Here is a 19,831-nt window from a genome sequence, read left to right on the forward strand (position 1 = left end):
CGAATCGCGAATAAATTCGCAAGCTATATAAAACTAAGTCCACCTCCGTGGACTTATCCATAAAAATCTTGTTTTAGTGTACGAAGGTACACTTTGGATAGCTCTGAAGGAAGTCGGTGGGCGTCTGTAATTCATGCTCAATCAAGTTGGATTGCCGCTAAGAATTGTCCCGCCGTCACTGTTTGTCCTGGTTGACAGAAAACGTCGGTAATCGTACCGCTATCTTCTGCAAGCACTGCAATTTCCATTTTCATGGCTTCTAGGATAACGAGGCGATCGCCAGACTCAACCTGATCGCCAACTTTAACAAGCACTTGCCAGACATTTGCCGAAACGTGTGCAACGATCGCTTCCACATCATCAGCAAGCACGATTTCTGGGGTAGGTGACTCGTCGGATTGTTGAAGACTTTCTTGACGGGTGAATTCTCCCGCCGCAACCCAGCGATCGCGTTCTGCAGCAAACGCCGCCTGTTGTTTAGCTTTAAAAGCAGCAATACTCGACGCATTCGCCTGCAAAAACTCGCAATACTGCCTGAGACTAAAAGTTTCTTCCTCAATCTTCAGCTTCACCTTACCCTGAATCACATCTTCGCGGTAGCGCAGCAATTCTGCTGGCGACACAGGGAAAAAGCGAATTTGGTCGAAAAAGCGCAGCAGCCAAGGTTGCGAAAAATCCTCAGTTTGTTTGTAGCGATTCCACACAGGAACAGTGCGCCCGACAAACTGATAGCCGCCTGGACCTTCCATACCATAAATACACATATACGCACCGCCAATCCCGACTGCATTTTCCGGCGTCCAAGTCCGCGCCGGATTGTATTTAGTCGTCACCAAGCGATGACGCGGATCAAGCGGTGTCGCAACCGGTGCGCCCAAGTATACATCTCCCAAACCCATCACTAAGTAACTGGCGTTGAAGACGATTTCGCGCACTTGCTCAATGCTTTCTAACCCATTAATTCGGCGAATGAATTCAATATTACTCGGACACCAAGGCGCATCCGCACGTACTGACTGCATATATTTCTGAATCGCAAGTTGCGTCGATTCGTCATCCCACGAAAGTGGTAGATGCACCACTCGCGTTGGAACTTCCATATCATCAATTGATGGTAGTTGCGACTCTGCGGTAGTCAGCGCGTTGAGCAGGTCTTGCACGGGAAGAACTCGGCTATCGTAATGTACTTGTAGCGAACGAATTCCTGGGGTGAGATCGACGATTCCTGCTACGTGGTTTGCGTTGAGCCACTCCATCAGCGCGTGTACCCGAAAGCGGAGATTGAGATCGAGTACGAGTGAACCGTATTCTATCAGTAAGAATTTATCGCCTGCTTGCCGATAGGTGACAGCGATTTGCGTCGGTGACGGAGAAATTTCGTGCAGAATTGGTGAAAGCGGATTTGTGACATCAGTTAATTTGCTTTGCGTTGCGGCGATCGCTAATGTTTCGATCTGACGATCTTGCTCTAATTCGCGCTGTCGCGCCTCAGCCGCAGTCAGACGATAAAAGCGCACCGTGTCCCCTGGTTTAAGTTGTCCAATTTTCCAAAGTTCCGATTGGACGATCGTTGCTGGACAAACAAATCCACCCAGACTCGGACCATCGTGCGCCAAGATAATCGGCATATCACCTGTAAAATCAATCGTGCCGATCGCATAAGCATTATCGTGAATATTCGATGGATGTAACCCTGCTTCACCACCGTCAGTCCGCGCCCACTGCGGTTTAGGACCAATCAGACGAATTCCTGTGCGCGCCGAGTTGTGATGAATTGTCCACCGAGTTGCGAAAAACATCTCAATGTCTTCTTCGGTGAAGAAATCGGGTGCGCCGTGCGGACCATAAAGAACGCCAATTTCCCACGCATTCGTATATTCAGGAATTAATTTTGCAGGTAACGATGCAATCGCCTTAGGTTCTCCTTGCGCTAATCGCAAAACATCGCCTGCGCGCAGCGTGCGTCCCGCGTGTCCGCCGAATTGACCTAGCGTAAATGTTGCTTTGCTGCCTAAGTATTCGGGTACATCAAATCCGTGTTGGATTGCCAAATAAGTGCGATAGCCATGTCCCTGAATTGTTTTTAGTTTCAGTGTACTGCCTGCACTGACAGGAATTGCCGTCCAAAATGGCACAGGTTCGCCATCCAGTGTCGCTTTCATCGCTGCACCCGTTAAGCAAATGACAGTATCGCAATTAAAGCGCAACGTCGGACCCATAACCGTACATTCCAGCCCAGGCGCTGACTCAGGATTGCCCAAAATCCGGTTTCCTAGCCGAAATGCTAGATGATCCAACGGTCCTGATGGCGGTACGCCAATGTCCCAATAGCCAATGCGTCCAGGGTAGTCTTGAATCGTGGTGTAAGTGCCACCATCTAGAACATCGATTGTGCGCGGCTGATACGCAAACGTGTTGAGATAGCGCGTGCTAACGCTTCCTTCAATAAACGCGGGACTCGCAATAACTTGGCGTAAATAGTCAAGATTCGTTTCAATTCCTGCGATTTCTGATTCATTCAATGCGGCTTGGAGTTGCGCGATCGCACCTGCGCGGTCTTCCCCATGTACAATAAGTTTTGCTAGCAGCGGATCGTAAAATGGCGTGACTTCAGTTCCGGTTTCAATCCAACCGTCACAGCGGAGGTTTTTGGGAAAGCGAACCGCACTCAGTAACCCCGAACTCGGCTGAAAATTCTTGTGCGGATCTTCTGCATAAATTCGGACTTGAATCGAATGACCTTGCGATTGATAAGTGTAATTTTCTAGAAATGTTGCATCGCCTGCGGCGAGTCGCACCATCCACTCTACTAGATCAATTCCGCTCACCATTTCGGTGACACCGTGTTCCACCTGTAGGCGCGTGTTGACTTCCAAAAAGTAGAATTGTTGTGTTGCGACATCGAAGACAAATTCAACAGTCCCCGCCGATTGATAGTTTACAGCTTGTCCCAAGCGCACTGCACAGTTATACAATTGCTGCCGTAGCGCGTCACTGATTCCAGGTGCGGGAGTTTCTTCAATCACTTTCTGATTGCGGCGCTGCGTCGAACAGTCGCGTTCTCCAAGCGCGATAACACGACCACAGCCATCGCCAAAGATTTGCACTTCGATATGGCGTGCGGTTTGAATATATTTTTCTAAAAAGACACCACTTTGCTTAAAGTTTGCTTGACTCAAGCGTTGCACTTTCTCAAAAGCATCCGCTAATTCAGCATCATTGGCACACACTTGCATTCCAATTCCTCCACCACCTGCGGTACTTTTGAGCATTACCGGATAGGCGATCGCTGCTGCGGCGTGTTGTGCGTCTGCTAAACTCTCTAATAACCCAGTTCCTGGCACTAACGGTACTTGATTTTGTTCGGCTAACTCGCGCGCCGTATGCTTTAACCCAAAGCAGCGAATTTGTTCAGGTGTAGGACCAATAAACATAATTCCGGCGGCGACGCACGCTTGGGCAAATTCGATGTTCTCACTCAAAAAGCCATAGCCTGGGTGAATTGCCTGCGCGCCAGTTTGTTGCGCGACTTCGAGAATGCGATCGTACCGGAGATAGCTTTCCGCAACAGGTGCAGCCCCTATACACACGGCTTCGGTTGCCATAGAAACGTGCGGTGCGTGCGCATCCGCTTCCGAATAAACCGCGACTGAAGCAATTCCTAAGCGATCGAGCGTCCGAATTACACGACAAGCAATTTCACCGCGATTGGCAATCAAAACTTTATTGAACATGAACACTTCCCACTAACCGCTGAACGAGTGCCAAACACCACATTTAACAACAAAAATTAGGGAGCAGGGTATTTCCCACTCCCGATGACCTACAGTGTATACTTAAGTCTTCTTGCCCCCTAAATTCCCCACGTGTGGGGGACTTTGTGTATTCTAGAAGCCCCGCCTCCTCTCTGTCTCCCCCAATTCTGGGGGAGCAGATATGGAAGCACTTTTGTTCGTGGGGTTGGGCGGCAGGTTGATACAACGGATGTGCGTACACTGTAGCTCGCTATAATCTAACTTACGATTCGCTTATGCTGCGTCCCATACAATCAATCGAATCGGTGTTGGATTATAAGCATTGCAAGGATTATTAATTTGCGGACAGTTAGAAATCAATACCATCACATCCATTTCTGCGCGTAGATCGACTCTTTTGCCTGCTTCCGAAATGCCGTCAACAATTTCTAGCGTACCGTCTTCACTCACAGGAACATTCATGTAGAAATTCACATTGCTCACCAAGTCGCGTTTGTTCATTTCATACTTACTCAGTTCCAACAAGTAATTTTCGACACAAGCATGAAGATGCTTTTTGTGCAACCCATAACGTACTGAGTTGCTTTCCATGCTGCACGCACCACCTAGCGTATCGTGCTTGCCGCAATCATCATAGATGACGGTCATCATCACGTTTCCTTCGTTGGAAATGAGTTGCGTGCCGGTGGTGATGAAAATGTTCCCTTGGCGGACAACTGTGTCGGGTGCGCTGTATCGCTCGGAAGGGTCATGCGCATTGTAAAATAGTGTATCCACCGCTTGATTCGCTTGTAGGTCGATAATGCGCAGAATTTGCCCTTTTTTGATGACCCGCGACCAAGGTTGACGCGCAGGTAAGACCTCATCATAAATCGCTGTGGATGGATCGAGTTCAGTCGGTAGTGTGGCAACCATTGTTTTTCTCCTCTAAAAAGCTGTGAACTATCCTGATATAGCAATGGTCAATCGGGTTAGGACATCATTTGTCATTATTTATTCTCCTCTGCTCCTCTGCTATAACTACATCTGAGCAAACAATGCATCGGTGTTGATAAACCCGCGAATCACTTCTTCGTTCGCAGTACGACACAGATCGTCGGGTGCAGGTGCGGGCGATCGCCAAACCGTTAGCTGAATCGGCTTGGGCTTGTAAACAGTATCAGGATGCAACACGTGCGGACAGTTAGAAATGACAACTAACACATTCATCTCTGCGCGCAGGTCAACAAAACTACCAGGTTTCTCACAGCCTGTGATGTATTCTAGGTCGCCATTTGGACGCACTGCCACGCGACTGAATAGATTAATATTTGGCATCAGATCTTTGCGCGTTAAGCCGCGTTTACCCAATGCTTTGAGGAAGTTGTTCCGCGAGTTGTTGTAATCGCTTTCGCCGTACTTGTTATAGGGACCTTCGCCGTATTTTGCCGCGTTGCTAGCAGCGTTGCTGCATCCGCAGATCAGATCGTGATATCCAGAGGTATCTTCGGTAATGGAGAACAGAATTCGTCCCATGTCGGAGTAGATCACCATGCCCTTTTTCAAAAAGGCATTGAACTGAATTTTGGCAGTATCGGCAACATTCAGCCGCTCGATCGGATTGTCCGCGTTGTAGCAAATGAGCGAAACACCTTGCGAACCTTCCAAGTCAGTCACACGTAGGGTATTTCCCCGCTTGATGACACCATGCCAGTACGCGCCACCAGGCAGTTTTTCATCGAGTAAAATCAGGCTGGGTTCTATCGCTGCTGATGGTAGAACAGATGTTTGCACCATGAAAGTCTCCTCTTACGGTTAGATGAGATGTTAGAAATTTGACATTCTCAAATGGCAAAGCCCAGGAGTCACCAACACTTCAATCCTGTGTGGCTCTCCCGGGCTTTTTTCCCGCCGTGTGACCAACTCGTATTCCGGCACTCAGAATCTCAAGCTGGCTGCTTCTCTTGGACCAGCCACTCGGTTGTTAATTTACCGAATCGGAACCCTAGAAGCACATTCCTGTTTAATTACTATTTGAATTTTTATGTCAAATATTTATTTTTTACTATAATACTCAATATTGCCAAAAATGCAATCCCCCTCCCAGGGATATAGCAGAGGTTAGAGTTAAAACAGTGGCAAGGTAATACTTCACCTGCCATGAGAAGAATGATTCTGAGCCTCTATCATGTTCTAATCATAGAGACTCAGAACCGTTACTCTAACTTTTATCCCTGACCCCTGACCTCTGCTATATTCTGTGTACAACGTGCCTTTAGATCCATTTTCGAGCGCTGGCTTTGGTTCAAGTTGTTTACCCTCGTGGTTGCGTTGGGTGGAAAGTTGCTCTAGTACAAATACTTGGGCTATGCAAAGAGATAACTTGCATCACGGGGAAGTTGTGTTCACGCGGCAGCAAACGGCGGGGCGCGGTCAACATGGGCGAACTTGGTATGCCCCCCCTGGGGTATTGACAGCAAGTTTTGTTCTCGACCGCCTGCATAGTTCGCAATTACCAGGACTGAGTTTAACCGCTGGTTTAGCTGTCATCTATGCTGTGCAAGATTTGCTTCCCAATTTGTCTTCAAAGCTGTGGCTGAAGTGGTCGAATGATGTATTGATTGAAGAGCGCAAGTTAGCAGGAATTTTGTGTGAAGCTGCGAGTCGCGGATCTCATACTCGTGTTGTTGTCGGAATTGGACTCAACCGCTGTGCTGATTTCACTCAAGCTGGCTTAGATCCTGATTTAGTCAATAACGCCGTCAGTTTATATCAAGTTTCTGAAAGTGTGCCAGAGGAATTAGCACTGTTAGAAAGATTGCGACATTACCTACTGCAAGTCAGTGACGTTTGTCAACGCGATGGAATCGCAGCTTTGATTCCACAGTTGCGCGATCGCGATTTTCTCTACAGTCGTCCCGTAACGATAGAATTAGCAGGCGAGCAGATTTCTGGTCAAGCGATCGGAATTGATACGTGTGGTCGCTTGTTAGTGCAGCTACAAGCAGAAGTTAAGGCTTTGGTGTCAGGACGAGTAGTGTGGTGGGGAGACAAAAGGGTAAGTTCTGTTGCCGACTGATAGGATCGATATGGAAGATAAAAACGCTTGGTGACAAACGTAATTATGGCATTGAGTAATGTACGCGATCTGTATCAGCAGGTCATTTTAGAACACTATAAAAAACCTCGACACAAAGGTAAAACGAGTCCGGTGCATCGCCAGCAACGCGGGCATAATCCTTCGTGTGGCGACACGATTGAACTCACCGTACAGCTAAATGCTGCGGGTGACACAATTGAAGATGTGAAATTTGAAGGCGAAGGGTGTGCGATCGCGATGGCGTCAGCTGATTTAATGGCAGATGCATTGCGTGGTAAGCAAGTTACTGAAGCATTATCGATGGTGCAGCGTTTTCAAAAGATGATGAAAGGCGAAGATGAGTTTCCTAAAGAACTCCGCAAACTTAATGTGATGCAAGGCGTATCGCAGTTTCCTGTACGAATTAAATGCGCAAACCTCACTTGGCATACGTTAAAAGCTGCCTTGGAATCAACGCATAATACTGCTAGTGCTGGATTTGTCAGTAACGAAGACACGTAAGATATGATACGTTTGACCTTTAAACAATCACCTGCGCTAATTGTCGATCAGATCAGTTCTTCTTGCCCTCGAATTTATCCGCAGGGTTTAGCTAATTGCTAATTGCTAACAGAGCTAAGCGCTTTATATTACACTTCATCAATGTCATGCTCACAACAGCTGAATTTTTTCAACTTACGCAATGGGCGGGTATCACGACACTGGTTGTCGCGGTGTTAGCGATCGCAGGCTTTATCTTTAAATGGGGCGTTCGGTTTCAGTTGGTGGGAGTTACGGGCTTCATGGCGGTACTCACAGGCGGTTTATTTGCATTAAGTTTAGTTCCAATTGTCCGTACGGTAGTTCCTGGTGCGGTACGGTATTCCGTCGTTTACGACAATGGGGCAACGCAAGCCGTCATTTCGATACCGCCAACAATCACTGAAACAGAATTAGAAGCAACGCTACGGCAAGCAGCTAACGACTTATATTCCTATGGTCGCCTCGGTCGCGAACAAGATCAACTAAATATCCGCGCGCGAACCGTCATTCATCCTAAACCTGGCGTTTCTCAACCGTTGTACTTAGGAGATGTTAGGCGATCGCTGCGGAATCGTGAAGACGAACAAATCCAAATTGAAATTTTTTCTGACAAATTCGCAAAATTACCAAAATCCTCAGCATAATTTTCGGATAAACTAAGCATCGATGAATCAAACGACACAAACTGCTACTAACGTCCTCACGCTTGCTGTTGCCCCCGCACGAGTGTTACGCGGGTCGCAAATTTTGTCGCAATCAGGAGAAGAAATCGCCAAACTCGGCAAGCGTCCGCTCATAGTTGGCGGCGATCGCACGCTGGCTGTTACCTTACCACTACTGCAACCTGTATTAGAACAGCAGCAATTACAAGTTGCAACGGCTGATTATGGTTGTGATTCGAGTGAAGCAAGTTTAGCAATGCTTAAACAAGCAGTAGCCGCGCATCAAGCCGATTTGATCGTTGGTACGGGAGGTGGTAAAGCCCTCGATACTGCAAAATTACTCGCACATCAATGCAACTTACCTGTTGTGACAATTCCGACATCAGCAGCGACGTGTGCCGCTTGGACAGCACTTTCTAATATTTACACCGATCAGGGCGGCTTTCTCTACGATGTCAGTTTATCGCGGTGTCCCGATTTGGTACTACTCGATTATGACTTGATTCAGACTGCACCCCAGCGTACCTTAGTTGCTGGAATTGGCGATGCGTTAGCAAAGTGGTACGAAGCTTCGGTTAGTAGCGCCGCTTCTGAAGATACTCTAACTATCGCCGCTGTACAACAAGCGCGAGTCTTACGCGATATTCTGTTTCAAAAATCTGTCGCCGCACTGCAAGCACCAGGAAGCGCGGTATGGCGTGAAGTTGTCGATGCAACCGTATTACTTGCTGGCGTCATTGGGGGACTCGGTGGCGCGCAATGTCGGACTGTCGCCGCCCATGCGGTACATAATGGGTTGACGCATCTACATATCCACGAAGTCGGAGGAAGCCCCGCCGTACAACGACGAGGTTCCGACCACAGCATTCATGGTGAAAAAGTCGCCTATGGAATTTTGGTACAACTGCGGCTAGAAGAAATGCTGCAAGGCAATCAACTCGCAGCTACGGCACGGCAACAGCTGCTCAAATTTTATGACGAAATTGGATTGCCAAAAACGTTGAATGATTTGGGCATGGGGAGTATTACAATAGAAGACCTGCAAAGGTGTGTTGAAATAGCCTGCAATCCGCAGTCAGATATTCACCGATTACCCTTTAAAGTTGCACCCGAACAACTTATGGCGGCGATGGTTTCGACAACAGCACCGATGAGTAATTCCCTCAATCCTTCTGTAAGGATGATTCCCGATGAGGTAACTGAATGAGCTTGAATTGGATTCCAGCCGATCGCGTCCAAAAATTACCCCCGTATGTATTTGCCCGCTTAGACGAACTCAAAGCCAAAGCGCGGGAACAAGGGCTGGATTTAATTGATTTGGGAATGGGAAACCCCGATGGCGCGACACCGCAACCTGTCGTAGAAGCTGCGATCGCTGCGTTGCAAAATTCAAAAAATCACGGTTATCCTCCCTTTGAAGGAACAGCGAGTTTCCGGCGGGCAATTACCGATTGGTATCATCGTCGTTATGCGGTGAAACTCGATCCTGATAGTGAAGCACTACCATTACTCGGTTCCAAAGAAGGATTAGGACACTTAGCGATCGCCTATATTAACCCTGGCGACGTTGTTTTAGTTCCTTCTCCCGCGTATCCTGCACATTTTCGCGCCCCCGTTATTGCGGGTGGTGAAGTTTATAGCTTAAATTTGTCACCCGAAAACGATTGGTTAATTGATTTATCAAAAATTCCCGAAGCCGTTGCCCAAAAAGCCAAAATTCTATATTTCAATTATCCCAGCAACCCCACCGGAGCGACTGCACCCAGAGAATTTTTTACTGAAATTGTCGCCTTCGCGCGCAAATACGAAATTCTACTAGTTCACGATTTGTGCTACGCCGAACTTGCCTTTGATGGTTATCAACCCACCAGTTTACTCGAAATTCCTGGTGCGAAAGAAATCGGCGTCGAATTTCATACACTTTCTAAAACCTACAACATGGCAGGCTGGCGCGTCGGTTTTGTTGTCGGAAATCGCCACATTATTCAAGGGTTACGCACGCTCAAAACCAACTTAGACTACGGTATCTTCGCCGCACTTCAAACCGCCGCCGAAACCGCACTTCAACTCCCCGACGTCTACTTACACGAAGTCCAACAACGCTATCAACAACGCCGCGATTTCCTGATTAAAGGACTCGCCGAACTCGGCTGGGATATCCCCAAAACCAAAGCAACAATGTATTTGTGGGTACCTTGTCCCAAAGATACCACTTCCACAAACTTCGCGCTCGACGTACTACAGCAAACCGGAGTTGTCGTCACCCCAGGAAACGCCTTTGGTGCTGCGGGTGAAGGCTACGTACGCATTAGCTTGATAGCAGAATGCGATCGCCTCCAAGAAGTCTTAAATCGCTTCAAACAAGCCGGCATTTGCTATGTTTCAGAAGTCAGATCTCAGGAGTCAGAGGTCAGAGTAGGATAAAAATTCTCTCTATACCTCTATCCTCTGCGTTCTCTGTGTCTCTGTGGTTCGTTACAATCCCACCTCCTGCACAACCTGCTGCGAAACGAACGGCAAAAGCTGCTGATTCTGACAGTGCGCCCTACCCTCAACAAACACCACCAAAAGAAAAGGTTGCTTCCCAGGAATCTCAATATAAGCTGCATCGTTACGCACTTGAGATGTCCACCCAGCCTTAGACCACAACTGCGCATTATCCGGTAAACCCGCACCCAAAAAACCCGTTACTTGATTTTCTTCCACATCCGTCGCCAAATTCTTTAGATCGCGTTGCAGTAAACTCATCATCGCTTGCGATCGCTCACTCGATACCGCCACGCCCCCAACAATACTGTGCAATAACCGCGCTGTCGCGTTCGTCGTCAGCATATTGCGATTTTGCATCATCTCGCCTAAAAACATTCTCTCGCGCCCGTAAGGACCTTCACACCAAGTTTTTTGATTGACGTTAATCTTGTCGATTTCTTCCCAGCCTAACGACTGAAAGTAGCGGTTAACGATATTACGCTGCGATTTCCACGTCTCAAATGGTCCTGGTGGCAATTCGGGACCGCTTGTCGTCCCACTCAAAACATCGACAACTAAACTTGTGGCATCGTTACTCGAATCGACAATCATATCGCGGATCGCGCGTTCTAACTCACTCGACGTCTGCACCATGCCATTTTCTAACCATTCGTGGATGGCGACGAGGTAAAATAGTTTAACGACGCTTGCTGGATAAATTCGTTCATCACCACGATAGCTAAATCCTCGTACTTGGTAATTCCAAAAAGCATTAGGGCTTAAAGCCCCACCAGTATTTACCGGAACTGGAGAGTCGTAGACAATCCACGTCAAAGCCAAAGAATTGTGAGGCAATTGCGGAAATTCTGCCCAGGTTGCTTGTAAAATGCGATCGCCTTGGTTTTTAAGTTGTTCGTCTTGTAAGAAGAAAGTCATAGGTTAAAGGGGCAAGGCATTGCCTTGCCCGTACTAATGTCATCAATAAGGCAATGCTTTGCCCGTACAATGTCATCGATAAGGTAAGGCATTGCCTGTACAATGTTTGTTGATAATGTCCCAATTATATTAATTGATGGTGAATTAAATTATTAGATTATAGGAATTGGGTCAGAAAGCAACAAAAATGACCGTAAAAGAGTTACAAATAACTGAATATGTGTGTCAAACGCATCTAAATATTTATGATTCAGCGCAGTACGATCGCTTGGCAACGCAGGCAGCTAGAGGGCGACATTTACGGGTAGTGTCGCAAGAAGATGCGGCGATCGCGGTGTGTTTGTGTGAAGACGATTATCCTGGCTGGCTGTTGCGATCGGATGTTGGGAAATTGCAAGTTGCAACGCAGGCGTATCAAGCTAAGCTTGTGGCAGAAGCAGAAATTAGAACGTTTATACCGCAAGTCATTGCGTTTACTCAGGCGGCGATGCAGCAGCCAAATTATTACCTTTGGGGTGGTACTGTAGGACCTAATTACGATTGTTCGGGTTTGATGCAGGCAGCGTTTGCTTCTGTGGGGGTGTGGTTGCCTAGAGATGCGTATCAGCAAGAGGCGTTTACGCTAGCAATTACGGTAGAGGAAATGATACCAGGAGATTTGGTGTTTTTTGGGGTTGAGAAGGCGACTCATGTCGGGCTTTTTTTGGGGGATGGTTGTTATATTCATAGTTCTGGCGAGAAAATGGGGCGCAATGGAATTGGAATTGATCGGTTATCGGAACACGGGGATGCGGTGAGTCGGTCGTATTATCAGCAGTTGAGGGGTGCGGGAAGGATTGTGGAGAGTTATACAAAAGCAGGGGAGCAGAGGAGCAGGCAATAGAACAATGAAAAGTATTGTTGTGGCAGGGAGTGTGGGGCAAGATGGATTTTTGGTGGATTGCCCTGATGTTTCGGTGGTGGCGCCGGTTTATAACGAGGTGGAGAGTTTGCCGCATTTGATTGAGGCGATCGCTTCTACTTTGAAACAGTCACAGTACACTTATGAGATTATTTGTGTTGATGATGGTTCGCGCGATGGTTCGGCGGAGTGGTTGAAGCAGCAAGCATCGTTGCGTCCTGATTTGCGGGCGGTGTTGTTGCGGCGCAATTATGGGCAAACGGCGGCGATGGCGGCGGGGTTTAATTATGCTGTGGGTAACGCAATTGTTACTTTGGATGGTGACTTGCAGAACGATCCGGCGGATATTCCGTTGTTGCTTGCTAAGTTGGAGGAAGGTTACGACTTGGTGAGTGGCTGGCGTCACAAACGGCAGGATGCGGCTTTAACTCGATTGTTGCCTTCTAAGATTGCAAATTGGTTGATTGGGCGGGTGACTGGGGTGCAGTTGCATGATTATGGTTGCTCTTTAAAAGCATATAATGCGGAACTTGTCAAGGATATGCATTTATATGGCGAGTTACACCGCTTTCTTCCGGCGTTAGCGTTTATTGAGGGGGCGCGAATTACAGAATTACCAGTACGTCATCATGCGCGGCGGTTTGGTAAGAGTAAGTATGGCTTATGGCGCACATTTCGCGTATTGATGGATCTACTCACGATCTGGTTTATGAAAACGTTCCTGACGCGCCCGATGCACGTTTTTGGGTTGTTTGGGCTGGCTTCGATGCTATTGGGAACCGTAATTGGTTTATATTTAACGTTTTTGAAGTTGGGTTTGGGGCAGAGTATTGGAAATCGTCCGCTGCTCATTTTAGCAGTTGTGTTGTTTATCGCTGGAGTGCAACTTTTTTGTTTTGGCTTGTTGGCAGAGTTGTTGATGCGTACTTACCACGAATCGCAAGGACGACCTATCTATCGCGTGCGAGAGGTTGTAGGCAAAAATATTAAGTAAAGTAACAATGGTATGTGGGGAATGGGTAATAGGTAATGGGTAATGGGTAATAGTATTCTTGCCAATGACCAATTACCAGCCTTGAAGTAAAACCTTACGTATCTAAACACTTTACCTACTAGCTGAACTTTGAACGTTTTTCAGACGCTTGACCCTCAACCGCGCCGTAACTTACAAATCCTCTTTGTTGCGGGTTTATTATTTTGGTCGAGTTTGGCTTCGTTGTTGCCGACGTTACCACTTTATATCAGCGATATCGGTGGGACACCGCAGCAAATTGGTGTTGTCATGGGAAGTTTTGCGATTGGGTTGTTAACCATGCGTCCCTGGTTGGCGCACTTAGCAGATCTCCGCAGTCGCAAACTGGTGTTAATTATTGCCCTCAGCGCGGTTGCTTTAGCCCCGCTGGGTTACTTGATGGTGAAATCTTTATGGCTGTTGATGGTGATTCGCGCATTCCACGGAATTAGTATCGCAGCTTATTCGAGTGGTTACACAACTTTAGTTGCAGATATCGCCCCTGCCAAAAGTCGTGGCGAAATTATCGGCTACATGAGTTTAGTCAATCCGCTTGGTATGGCGTTGGGGCCTGCTTTGGGTGGTTATTTGCAAGCTAGTATCGGTTACACGGCTTTATTTTTGTTATCGGCTGGCTTGGGAATATTAGGGATATTATTTGCATCGCAAGTTTCTAACCCAGTCGCTGATTTACTAAAACGTCAAGCAACGGATAACCGCTTTTGGCAACTATTAGGTACTCCGCGAATTCGGACTTTGGCGCTGATATTGCTTTTGGTTGGGTTAGCGTTTGGCACTTTGAGTACGTTTGTGCCTTTATATATTAAATCTGTGGGTGTCGATTTTAATGTAGGTTTATTTTACACCGCAGCGGCGATCGCCAGTTTTATCATCCGCATTCCTACAGGCAGAGCAAGCGATCGCTACGGACGCGGTTTGTTTGTTACGATTAGCTTAATTTTTTATACTGTATCGATGTTGCTGTTGTGGCTAGCCAACGGCGCTACCGCGTTTTTAATTGCTGGCTTTGTGGAAGGATTGGGGGCTGGTATTTTAATTCCGATGGTGGCTACTGTCGTTGCCGATCGCACGCTACCTCAAGAACGCGGGCGGATGTTTGGTTTATGTATGGTGGGGTTTGATGTCGGGATTGCCATCGCAGGACCTGTTTTAGGGGCGATCGCACAACAAATCGGTTATCGCCATCTTTTTGGCTTCGCAGCTAGTTTGACGGCGCTGGCGATCGTCGTTTTCCTCACGCAATCAAGCAAAGATATTCCGCATTCACTACGCTTTGCACTCGGTAAAGGTAGAGATGTCTATGCATTAAGGTAAATAAAACGGGCGAGGAGGGATTCGAACCCCCGACACCGTGGTCCGTAGCCACGTGCTCTAGTCCACTGAGCTACACGCCCTTAAAAGCTGTTCGCTTTGTTCTCGCGAGTATCTATACTATCACGAAAAAGTGAAATGGAACAAATTTCTGAAAATTCCTCTAACTTGACGCACTTGGATAATCAAGGGCAAGCCCAAATGGTTGATGTTTCGCACAAAATGGCAACTGTGCGCCAAGCTGTTGCGGCGGCGAGTGTGCGAATGTCAAGCGAAACTTTTGCCACAATTCAAGCAGGAAATGCCCCTAAAGGTGATGTTTTGGGGACTGCAAGACTTGCAGGAATTATGGCGGCGAAACAAACAGCGAATTTAATTCCGTTGTGTCATCCTTTACCGTTACACAAAGTCGAGGTGCAGATTGAGCCAGATTCACACTTACCTGGTTATCAAATTACAGCATTGGTCAAAACCAAAGCGGAAACGGGTGTGGAAATGGAAGCGTTAACCGCAGTTTCGGTTGCGGCACTGACTTTGTACGACATGGCAAAAGCATTAGAAAAGTCAATCGCGATTGAAGCAATTCGCTTAGTCAGTAAATCTGGCGGGAAATCAGGAGATTATCATCATGGGTGATTGGTAATTGGCGATCAGGAAAGTTATCAACGCATAGTGTACAAGGCGAAGCAGCAGGTTGTATCTAAACTTTTACCGCAATTACAACTGACGATGCAGCAAATCTTGTCAGCTTAAGTTAATGCACTAGGAGTCAAGCGCTGCTTTTACTTTCCCATCCCAACCCATAGATTGCATCCAACCTAGATATATTGGTTGAGGTCGAGTGAGAGTATCAAGTTGTTCCACCTCAGATGCAGATAGTTTTAGTTTGGCTGCACCTAAATTGTCCTCTAGATGATGGATTTTATTAGCACCAATAATGACTGAGGAGATAAAAGATTTGGTGAGAATCCAGGCGATCGCAACTTGTGCAGGTGATGCGTTATGATTGTGGGCAACTTCTTGTAAAACTTCTACCACGGCATAACCCTTCTCCACATCCACAGGGGGAAACTGAAAATTTTTGCGTCGGGAATCTTCAGCGACAGGTGCTTCGCGCGTATATTTACCACTCAAGAAACCACTTGCCAGCGGACTCCACACTAAAATTCCGATGCCGGTGTCTTCTACAAATGGTACAATTTCATGCTCAAGATCGCGTCCTAGGAGCGAATAATACATTTGTGCAGCGACAAACTGAGTATAGTTTTTACTCTTTTGAATTCCTAACATCAGCGCAGCTTTCCAAGCGGGAAAATTAGAAAAACCAACATAGCGAACTTTGCCTTGTCTTACTAAGTCATCCAAAGCGTGGATAGTTTCTTCAATCGGTGTCAAAGGATCGGGAATATGTAATTGATAAAGGTCGATGTAATCGGTTTCCAGTCGCTTTAAACTAGCTTCAGCAGAGGCAATAATGTGACGATAGGAAAGTCCGGTGTCAGTCAATGCATTACCCGTACGAAAGCCCACCTTGGTTGCGATAATAGCATCCTGGCGACGATTTGCCAAAGCTTTACCGAGCATGATTTCTGACTGTCCGCCCGTGTAAGCATCGGCGGTATCAAATAGGTTTATACCTGCGTCTAACACACGATTAACCATTTGATCTGCAACCGTTTGATCGATATTGTTGGTGACACCAGGAACGAGTTCACCTTGTCCAAATGTCATTGCACCAAAAGCAAGTCGCGAAACGACTAAACCTGTGTGTCCTAAAGTTGTGTATTGCATCTTATACTTTGATGGTTCACCGTTGTTCTTAATTTACGCAATCGGATAGTGAACTTCATGCCCGATGCTTGCGCCGTTTTATCAAAATCTTGCGGTTTACTCTTGCGAATATGGTTCGCCAGGAAAAAAGGAATCGCTCAAAATTTCCTCTAGTGTATAAGTACACTCAACCGGAAAAGTTTTGTCAGGTAAGTTCGTTTCTCCTACAGCTAAATCTTTGCCATTTTGGTAGGCTATTAATACTGCTTCCTGAAGATAGGACTTTAAGCTAGGGTTTTCTTGCAAAAGCTGTTGAATTTCACGGCGCTGCACTCGAATTGTACTTAACCAGCTACGACTGCGCCGTTGGGGTTGATACTCCCATTTAAGCAAATGTCCGATTAATATACTCAATCGGTTGCGTAATTCCTGGCGTTGTTGTTTTCCCAAAGACTCAATTTCCTCAATTAAATTTGGCAAGTCGAGTTCGTGCCATTTACAATCGCGGAGTAACTTTGCTTGTTCTTGAGTCCAGGCATAGAAATCAATATCGTAGAGATTGTTGATCATTGGCGTGGTAATTGGTAATTGGTTATAAACCGTCGCGATATTGTTTTGGTGTGACTTTGGTAAGTTTACGAAATTGTGCGGTGAAGTGACTTTGGTTATAAAAACCAACACGATAGGCTACTTCTGCGATCGCCAGCCGCGTTACCGATAACATAATCTTGGCGCGTTCAATGCGTCTTTGTGTTAGATAACGATAGGGTGATTCTCCGGTTGCAGTTTTAAAGGCGCGGGCAAAATAAAATTGACTGATGTGAACGACAGCTGCCATATCAGCAATTGTGATATCTTCTGCCAAGTTTTCTTCAATAAAATTTTTAACTTGATTGAGTTTAAATGTATCTAGTAGTTTATTTCCTAATTGAGGTTTTACCAGTACAAAACTATAGTTTCGCAGCAGATGAATCATCAACAAATTTCTGAGTGACTCAGTATAAACTTTTCCCGCTAATCCTTTATTGATGATTTCTGCTTTGAGTAATTGTGCTATATAAAGAATAGTATTGTCAGGAAAAATGACGCGGTATTCAATTTCAACAGGAGTAGATAAACTGTTTTCTACGGCAACTTGATTAAGTAATTGTTGATCGAGCGTGATGTTGATGTATTCGCTGACTTGTTCTCGATAGTGCCAAACAAAATCATGCTCACAATAGAGAAAAACACTGCCTGGTGGTAAAGCTGTCGTTTGACTCGCAGTACCATCAACAGACCAAGTGACGCGATCGTGTGGTGCAAAAGCAACACTAATTGTATTTCTAGGCATAGCAAAATCAAATTCGCCGATCGCCTTCATACAACTATATTCAACGGTAATACCTTCCCATTGTTGAGTCAGCGTTGATAAAGGAGATGAGTTATGAATCGGTAGCGATCGCACAATTTTTCTCATAACTAACTACCATAAAATAAATCTTTATTAAAACGTAGCTTCATTCAAGAAAAGTAGAAAATCGTCATGCTCTAGAACATAACTCTTTGTAGCTTAACTTTCAACTTTGTTCCTACTAAATCCCCTCTGCTTTGTGTACTTTGTGGTTCATCAAAAAAAGATGCTACAAAAAATATTATCCTCTCACTTTTATCAAAGCGCTAACACTGCCAGCGATCGCGTCCCTCGTTTGTAGCTAAAATAATGATAAGACGTGCATCAAGTTCGGCTAGGCAAATGAATAACATCTTCGGTAAAAAATCCTATCTGGCTAAGCAAATATTCTTACTAAGCCTTGCAGTAGCTAATATCTCTATTATTGGTATTGTACCGAGTCGGATAGCACAAGCTGCCCAGGAAGTTCCGATTGTGAGTTCCGCAGCTTTAGGGCAAAATATGGATGTTCCCTGGTCGCGTCCTGTCAGAATTAACGATCCATTTGAAGGAAGTTATTTAGGAGTTTTTGATCGCAACTACTTTTATCGCAGGTTTCTCAATAACAACGTCAGGTTTGAAATATTAAGTCTTTGGAGTCCGAATTCAGTTCGTTTCTTGTTAGCTTCCAGAGAAAGAAATTGTGCTTATTCGAGGAGATTTTCATATAACCGCTTGTTAGCACCGCGCATTCTTGCTTATCGAGGACACAAATACTTATACACAGGATTTCCTTACGCTAGCTTCCCAGTTTCAAGATGTGCGATCGCAAGTAATACGCAAAATGCAGTTCGACTGTTTATCCGAACTGGCGAACAAGTTTATCAACTTGATGGTAGAAACAGTACATTTGCTATTAATCCTGATGTAGCAAAAGCTTTAAGATCAACTCCGATTGAGAATGTGCAAATTAGGTTAGTGACAGAAAGCGGAGAAACAATTGATAGTGAAATTGGTAGGGGAACTGTTGAATCTTGGAGAAATATTTATTAAGAACTAAGTAAGTGGGTAAAAATAAACATAACTAAGGGCTGGTAATTGGTAATTGGAGTAACAATTAACTACTATTAACAATCTGCGAGAAGGCTTTGCCAATGTGTCTACGCTAAAAATCAGGAAAGTTTTTTGCTTTCTTATAGCTTTCCTTAGAGCATAATTAATCCTTGTCGCGCACCAATTGTTACGGCTTCAGTGCGGCTAGAAACATTGAGTTTCGTAAAAATTGATGATACGTGAAATTTGACCGTATGCTCAGAAATATGCAAGTGACGCGCGATCGCTTTATTACTCCATCCTTCGGCTATCATTGCCAAAACCTCGATTTCCCTAGCAGTTAATGCTTGCATGGGAGAAGTTGGAGAGGTACGGCTACTAGCTGGTAATAAAGATAGAAGAACATCAAGCGTTTCTGGATGTAGTACGACAAGTCCGGTAGAAACGGCTGTGACTGTTGCGACAATTTCCTCTGGTGTTGCTGAACGCGGTAAGATTGCCCGTACTCCTAAGCGCAATGCATCGCTACTCAAATCACTAAGCACGTCAGTAAGAAGAACTGTTGGTATTTCTGCGATCGCATTGAGTGCGAGAAATTGCGATATGTCGTCATCTAGTCCTAAGAGTAAGACATCACAATCGTCCTCAATCACGACCGACAATGTATCGAAGTTTGCCGTTGCATTGACAACTGTTAAGTCTGGGCTAGCGCGAATGATACTTTCTAACCCTGCACGTACAATGCGATCAGATGCAACTATCAATACGCGGATCACGCCGCCTCCATTGGGTCGCTTTTAAAAGATATATGACAGGTGATGGATTGTCCGCCACGTAGAATATTCAGTTCTAATGTTTCCGCTTGGGTTAAATCAAACGCAGTACGCAACAACTGTCCATTGATACCAATGACAATATCGCCATACGTTGATTTTCTAAAGGTACGCGTACAGGCTGGATAGTGAATG

18 protein-coding genes, 1 tRNA gene and 1 riboswitch are annotated in these 19,831 nt (G+C 45.9%); of the genes, 10 read left to right on the top strand and 9 right to left on the bottom strand.

From position 1 onward, the window contains the following. Positions 1-137: 137 nt before the first annotated feature. From uca to GLO7428_RS09410, 3 genes are all read right to left on the bottom strand, one after another. Positions 138-3,734, bottom strand: a complete 3,597-nt coding sequence (uca, locus tag GLO7428_RS09400; protein ID WP_015188329.1) for an urea carboxylase — start codon at positions 3,732-3,734, stop codon at positions 138-140. Positions 3,735-4,028: 294 nt separating this feature from the next. Beyond that, positions 4,029-4,670: an urea amidolyase associated protein UAAP2 gene (locus tag GLO7428_RS09405; protein WP_015188330.1), complete on the bottom strand. Its 642-nt coding sequence runs from the start codon at positions 4,668-4,670 to the stop codon at positions 4,029-4,031. Between the two features lie 105 nt (positions 4,671-4,775). After that, on the bottom strand, positions 4,776-5,531 hold the full coding sequence (locus tag GLO7428_RS09410) for an urea amidolyase associated protein UAAP1 (protein WP_015188331.1): 756 nt from the start codon (positions 5,529-5,531) through the stop codon (positions 4,776-4,778). Positions 5,532-5,624: 93 nt separating this feature from the next. Next, a riboswitch (guanidine-I (ykkC/yxkD leader) is annotated at positions 5,625-5,754 on the bottom strand. 249 nt (positions 5,755-6,003) lie between these two features. Here GLO7428_RS09410 and GLO7428_RS09415 point away from each other — a divergent pair. The 5 genes from GLO7428_RS09415 (at position 6,004) to GLO7428_RS09435 (ending at position 10,442) form a co-directional block, all read left to right on the top strand. Beyond that, complete coding sequence (locus tag GLO7428_RS09415; RefSeq protein ID WP_015188332.1) at positions 6,004-6,813, top strand: biotin--[acetyl-CoA-carboxylase] ligase; 810 nt, start codon at positions 6,004-6,006, stop codon at positions 6,811-6,813. Positions 6,814-6,843: 30 nt separating this feature from the next. Then, positions 6,844-7,335 carry a Fe-S cluster assembly sulfur transfer protein SufU gene (gene sufU / locus GLO7428_RS09420; RefSeq protein WP_231295571.1) on the top strand — a complete coding sequence of 164 codons (492 nt, stop codon included), beginning with the start codon at positions 6,844-6,846 and terminating at the stop codon, positions 7,333-7,335. 146 nt (positions 7,336-7,481) lie between these two features. After that, complete coding sequence (locus tag GLO7428_RS09425; RefSeq protein WP_015188334.1) at positions 7,482-8,000, top strand: Ycf51 family protein; 519 nt, start codon at positions 7,482-7,484, stop codon at positions 7,998-8,000. Between the two features lie 22 nt (positions 8,001-8,022). Further along, positions 8,023-9,225 carry an iron-containing alcohol dehydrogenase family protein gene (locus GLO7428_RS09430; protein WP_015188335.1) on the top strand — a complete coding sequence of 401 codons (1,203 nt, stop codon included), beginning with the start codon at positions 8,023-8,025 and terminating at the stop codon, positions 9,223-9,225. Next, on the top strand, positions 9,222-10,442 hold the full coding sequence (locus GLO7428_RS09435; RefSeq protein ID WP_015188336.1) for an aspartate aminotransferase: 1,221 nt from the start codon (positions 9,222-9,224) through the stop codon (positions 10,440-10,442). The genes GLO7428_RS09430 and GLO7428_RS09435 overlap by 4 nt, the downstream gene beginning before the upstream one ends. A 51-nt stretch (positions 10,443-10,493) precedes the next feature. Here GLO7428_RS09435 and GLO7428_RS09440 read toward each other — a convergent pair whose 3' ends face one another. Continuing rightward, positions 10,494-11,423 carry a serine hydrolase gene (locus tag GLO7428_RS09440; RefSeq protein WP_015188337.1) on the bottom strand — a complete coding sequence of 310 codons (930 nt, stop codon included), beginning with the start codon at positions 11,421-11,423 and terminating at the stop codon, positions 10,494-10,496. A 187-nt stretch (positions 11,424-11,610) separates the two neighbouring features. Between GLO7428_RS09440 and GLO7428_RS09445 the strand changes: the two genes are divergently transcribed. The 3 genes from GLO7428_RS09445 (at position 11,611) to GLO7428_RS09455 (ending at position 14,671) form a co-directional block, all read left to right on the top strand. Continuing rightward, the gene (locus GLO7428_RS09445) at positions 11,611-12,306 is read left to right on the top strand and encodes a C40 family peptidase (protein ID WP_015188338.1); all 696 of its coding nucleotides are present in this window, start codon (positions 11,611-11,613) and stop codon (positions 12,304-12,306) included. A gap of 4 nt (positions 12,307-12,310) precedes the next feature. Continuing rightward, positions 12,311-13,318, top strand: coding sequence for a glycosyltransferase family 2 protein (locus GLO7428_RS09450; RefSeq protein WP_015188339.1), 1,008 nt, complete (start codon positions 12,311-12,313; stop codon positions 13,316-13,318). 129 nt (positions 13,319-13,447) lie between these two features. Further along, complete coding sequence (locus GLO7428_RS09455; protein ID WP_015188340.1) at positions 13,448-14,671, top strand: MFS transporter; 1,224 nt, start codon at positions 13,448-13,450, stop codon at positions 14,669-14,671. 6 nt (positions 14,672-14,677) lie between these two features. On the opposite strand, the gene GLO7428_RS09460 is transcribed toward GLO7428_RS09455, so the two are convergent. Beyond that, positions 14,678-14,751 (bottom strand) — tRNA-Arg (locus GLO7428_RS09460). A gap of 55 nt (positions 14,752-14,806) precedes the next feature. Here GLO7428_RS09460 and moaC point away from each other — a divergent pair. Then, positions 14,807-15,304, top strand: coding sequence for a cyclic pyranopterin monophosphate synthase MoaC (gene moaC / locus GLO7428_RS09465; protein ID WP_015188341.1), 498 nt, complete (start codon positions 14,807-14,809; stop codon positions 15,302-15,304). Between the two features lie 126 nt (positions 15,305-15,430). On the opposite strand, the gene GLO7428_RS09470 is transcribed toward moaC, so the two are convergent. The 3 genes from GLO7428_RS09470 to GLO7428_RS09480 all read right to left on the bottom strand — a co-directional run bounded on the left by GLO7428_RS09470 (position 15,431) and on the right by GLO7428_RS09480 (position 17,897). Further along, positions 15,431-16,459, bottom strand: a complete 1,029-nt coding sequence (locus GLO7428_RS09470) for an aldo/keto reductase (protein WP_015188342.1) — start codon at positions 16,457-16,459, stop codon at positions 15,431-15,433. Positions 16,460-16,555: 96 nt separating this feature from the next. Further along, positions 16,556-17,008: a DUF29 domain-containing protein gene (locus GLO7428_RS09475; protein ID WP_015188343.1), complete on the bottom strand. Its 453-nt coding sequence runs from the start codon at positions 17,006-17,008 to the stop codon at positions 16,556-16,558. Between the two features lie 22 nt (positions 17,009-17,030). Then, entirely contained in the window at positions 17,031-17,897 is an 867-nt protein-coding gene (locus GLO7428_RS09480; protein WP_015188344.1) for an AraC family transcriptional regulator, read from the bottom strand. Positions 17,898-18,173: 276 nt separating this feature from the next. Here GLO7428_RS09480 and GLO7428_RS09485 point away from each other — a divergent pair, with 276 nt between their 5' ends. Beyond that, positions 18,174-18,863 carry a hypothetical protein gene (locus tag GLO7428_RS09485; protein WP_015188345.1) on the top strand — a complete coding sequence of 230 codons (690 nt, stop codon included), beginning with the start codon at positions 18,174-18,176 and terminating at the stop codon, positions 18,861-18,863. Between the two features lie 152 nt (positions 18,864-19,015). On the opposite strand, the gene GLO7428_RS09490 is transcribed toward GLO7428_RS09485, so the two are convergent. Continuing rightward, positions 19,016-19,627: a response regulator transcription factor gene (locus GLO7428_RS09490; RefSeq protein WP_196797480.1), complete on the bottom strand. Its 612-nt coding sequence runs from the start codon at positions 19,625-19,627 to the stop codon at positions 19,016-19,018. Positions 19,628-19,831: the final 204 nt, after the last annotated feature.

The organism is Gloeocapsa sp. PCC 7428 (assembly GCF_000317555.1).
GTDB lineage: Bacteria > Cyanobacteriota > Cyanobacteriia > Cyanobacteriales > Chroococcidiopsidaceae > Chroogloeocystis.

Bases quoted from the DNA above. Each gene is read 5' to 3' on its own strand.
- uca (WP_015188329.1), bottom strand. From the start codon at position 3,734: ATGTTCAATAAAGTTTTGATTGCCAATCGCGGTGAAATTGCTTGTCGT.
- GLO7428_RS09405 (WP_015188330.1), bottom strand. From the start codon at position 4,670: ATGGTTGCCACACTACCGACTGAACTCGATCCATCCACAGCGATTTAT.
- GLO7428_RS09410 (WP_015188331.1), bottom strand. From the start codon at position 5,531: ATGGTGCAAACATCTGTTCTACCATCAGCAGCGATAGAACCCAGCCTG.
- GLO7428_RS09425 (WP_015188334.1), top strand. From the start codon at position 7,482: ATGCTCACAACAGCTGAATTTTTTCAACTTACGCAATGGGCGGGTATC.
- GLO7428_RS09430 (WP_015188335.1), top strand. From the start codon at position 8,023: ATGAATCAAACGACACAAACTGCTACTAACGTCCTCACGCTTGCTGTT.
- GLO7428_RS09435 (WP_015188336.1), top strand. From the start codon at position 9,222: ATGAGCTTGAATTGGATTCCAGCCGATCGCGTCCAAAAATTACCCCCG.
- GLO7428_RS09440 (WP_015188337.1), bottom strand. From the start codon at position 11,423: ATGACTTTCTTCTTACAAGACGAACAACTTAAAAACCAAGGCGATCGC.
- GLO7428_RS09445 (WP_015188338.1), top strand. From the start codon at position 11,611: ATGACCGTAAAAGAGTTACAAATAACTGAATATGTGTGTCAAACGCAT.
- GLO7428_RS09450 (WP_015188339.1), top strand. From the start codon at position 12,311: ATGAAAAGTATTGTTGTGGCAGGGAGTGTGGGGCAAGATGGATTTTTG.
- moaC (WP_015188341.1), top strand. From the start codon at position 14,807: ATGGAACAAATTTCTGAAAATTCCTCTAACTTGACGCACTTGGATAAT.
- GLO7428_RS09470 (WP_015188342.1), bottom strand. From the start codon at position 16,459: ATGCAATACACAACTTTAGGACACACAGGTTTAGTCGTTTCGCGACTT.
- GLO7428_RS09475 (WP_015188343.1), bottom strand. From the start codon at position 17,008: ATGATCAACAATCTCTACGATATTGATTTCTATGCCTGGACTCAAGAA.
- GLO7428_RS09480 (WP_015188344.1), bottom strand. From the start codon at position 17,897: ATGAGAAAAATTGTGCGATCGCTACCGATTCATAACTCATCTCCTTTA.
- GLO7428_RS09485 (WP_015188345.1), top strand. From the start codon at position 18,174: ATGAATAACATCTTCGGTAAAAAATCCTATCTGGCTAAGCAAATATTC.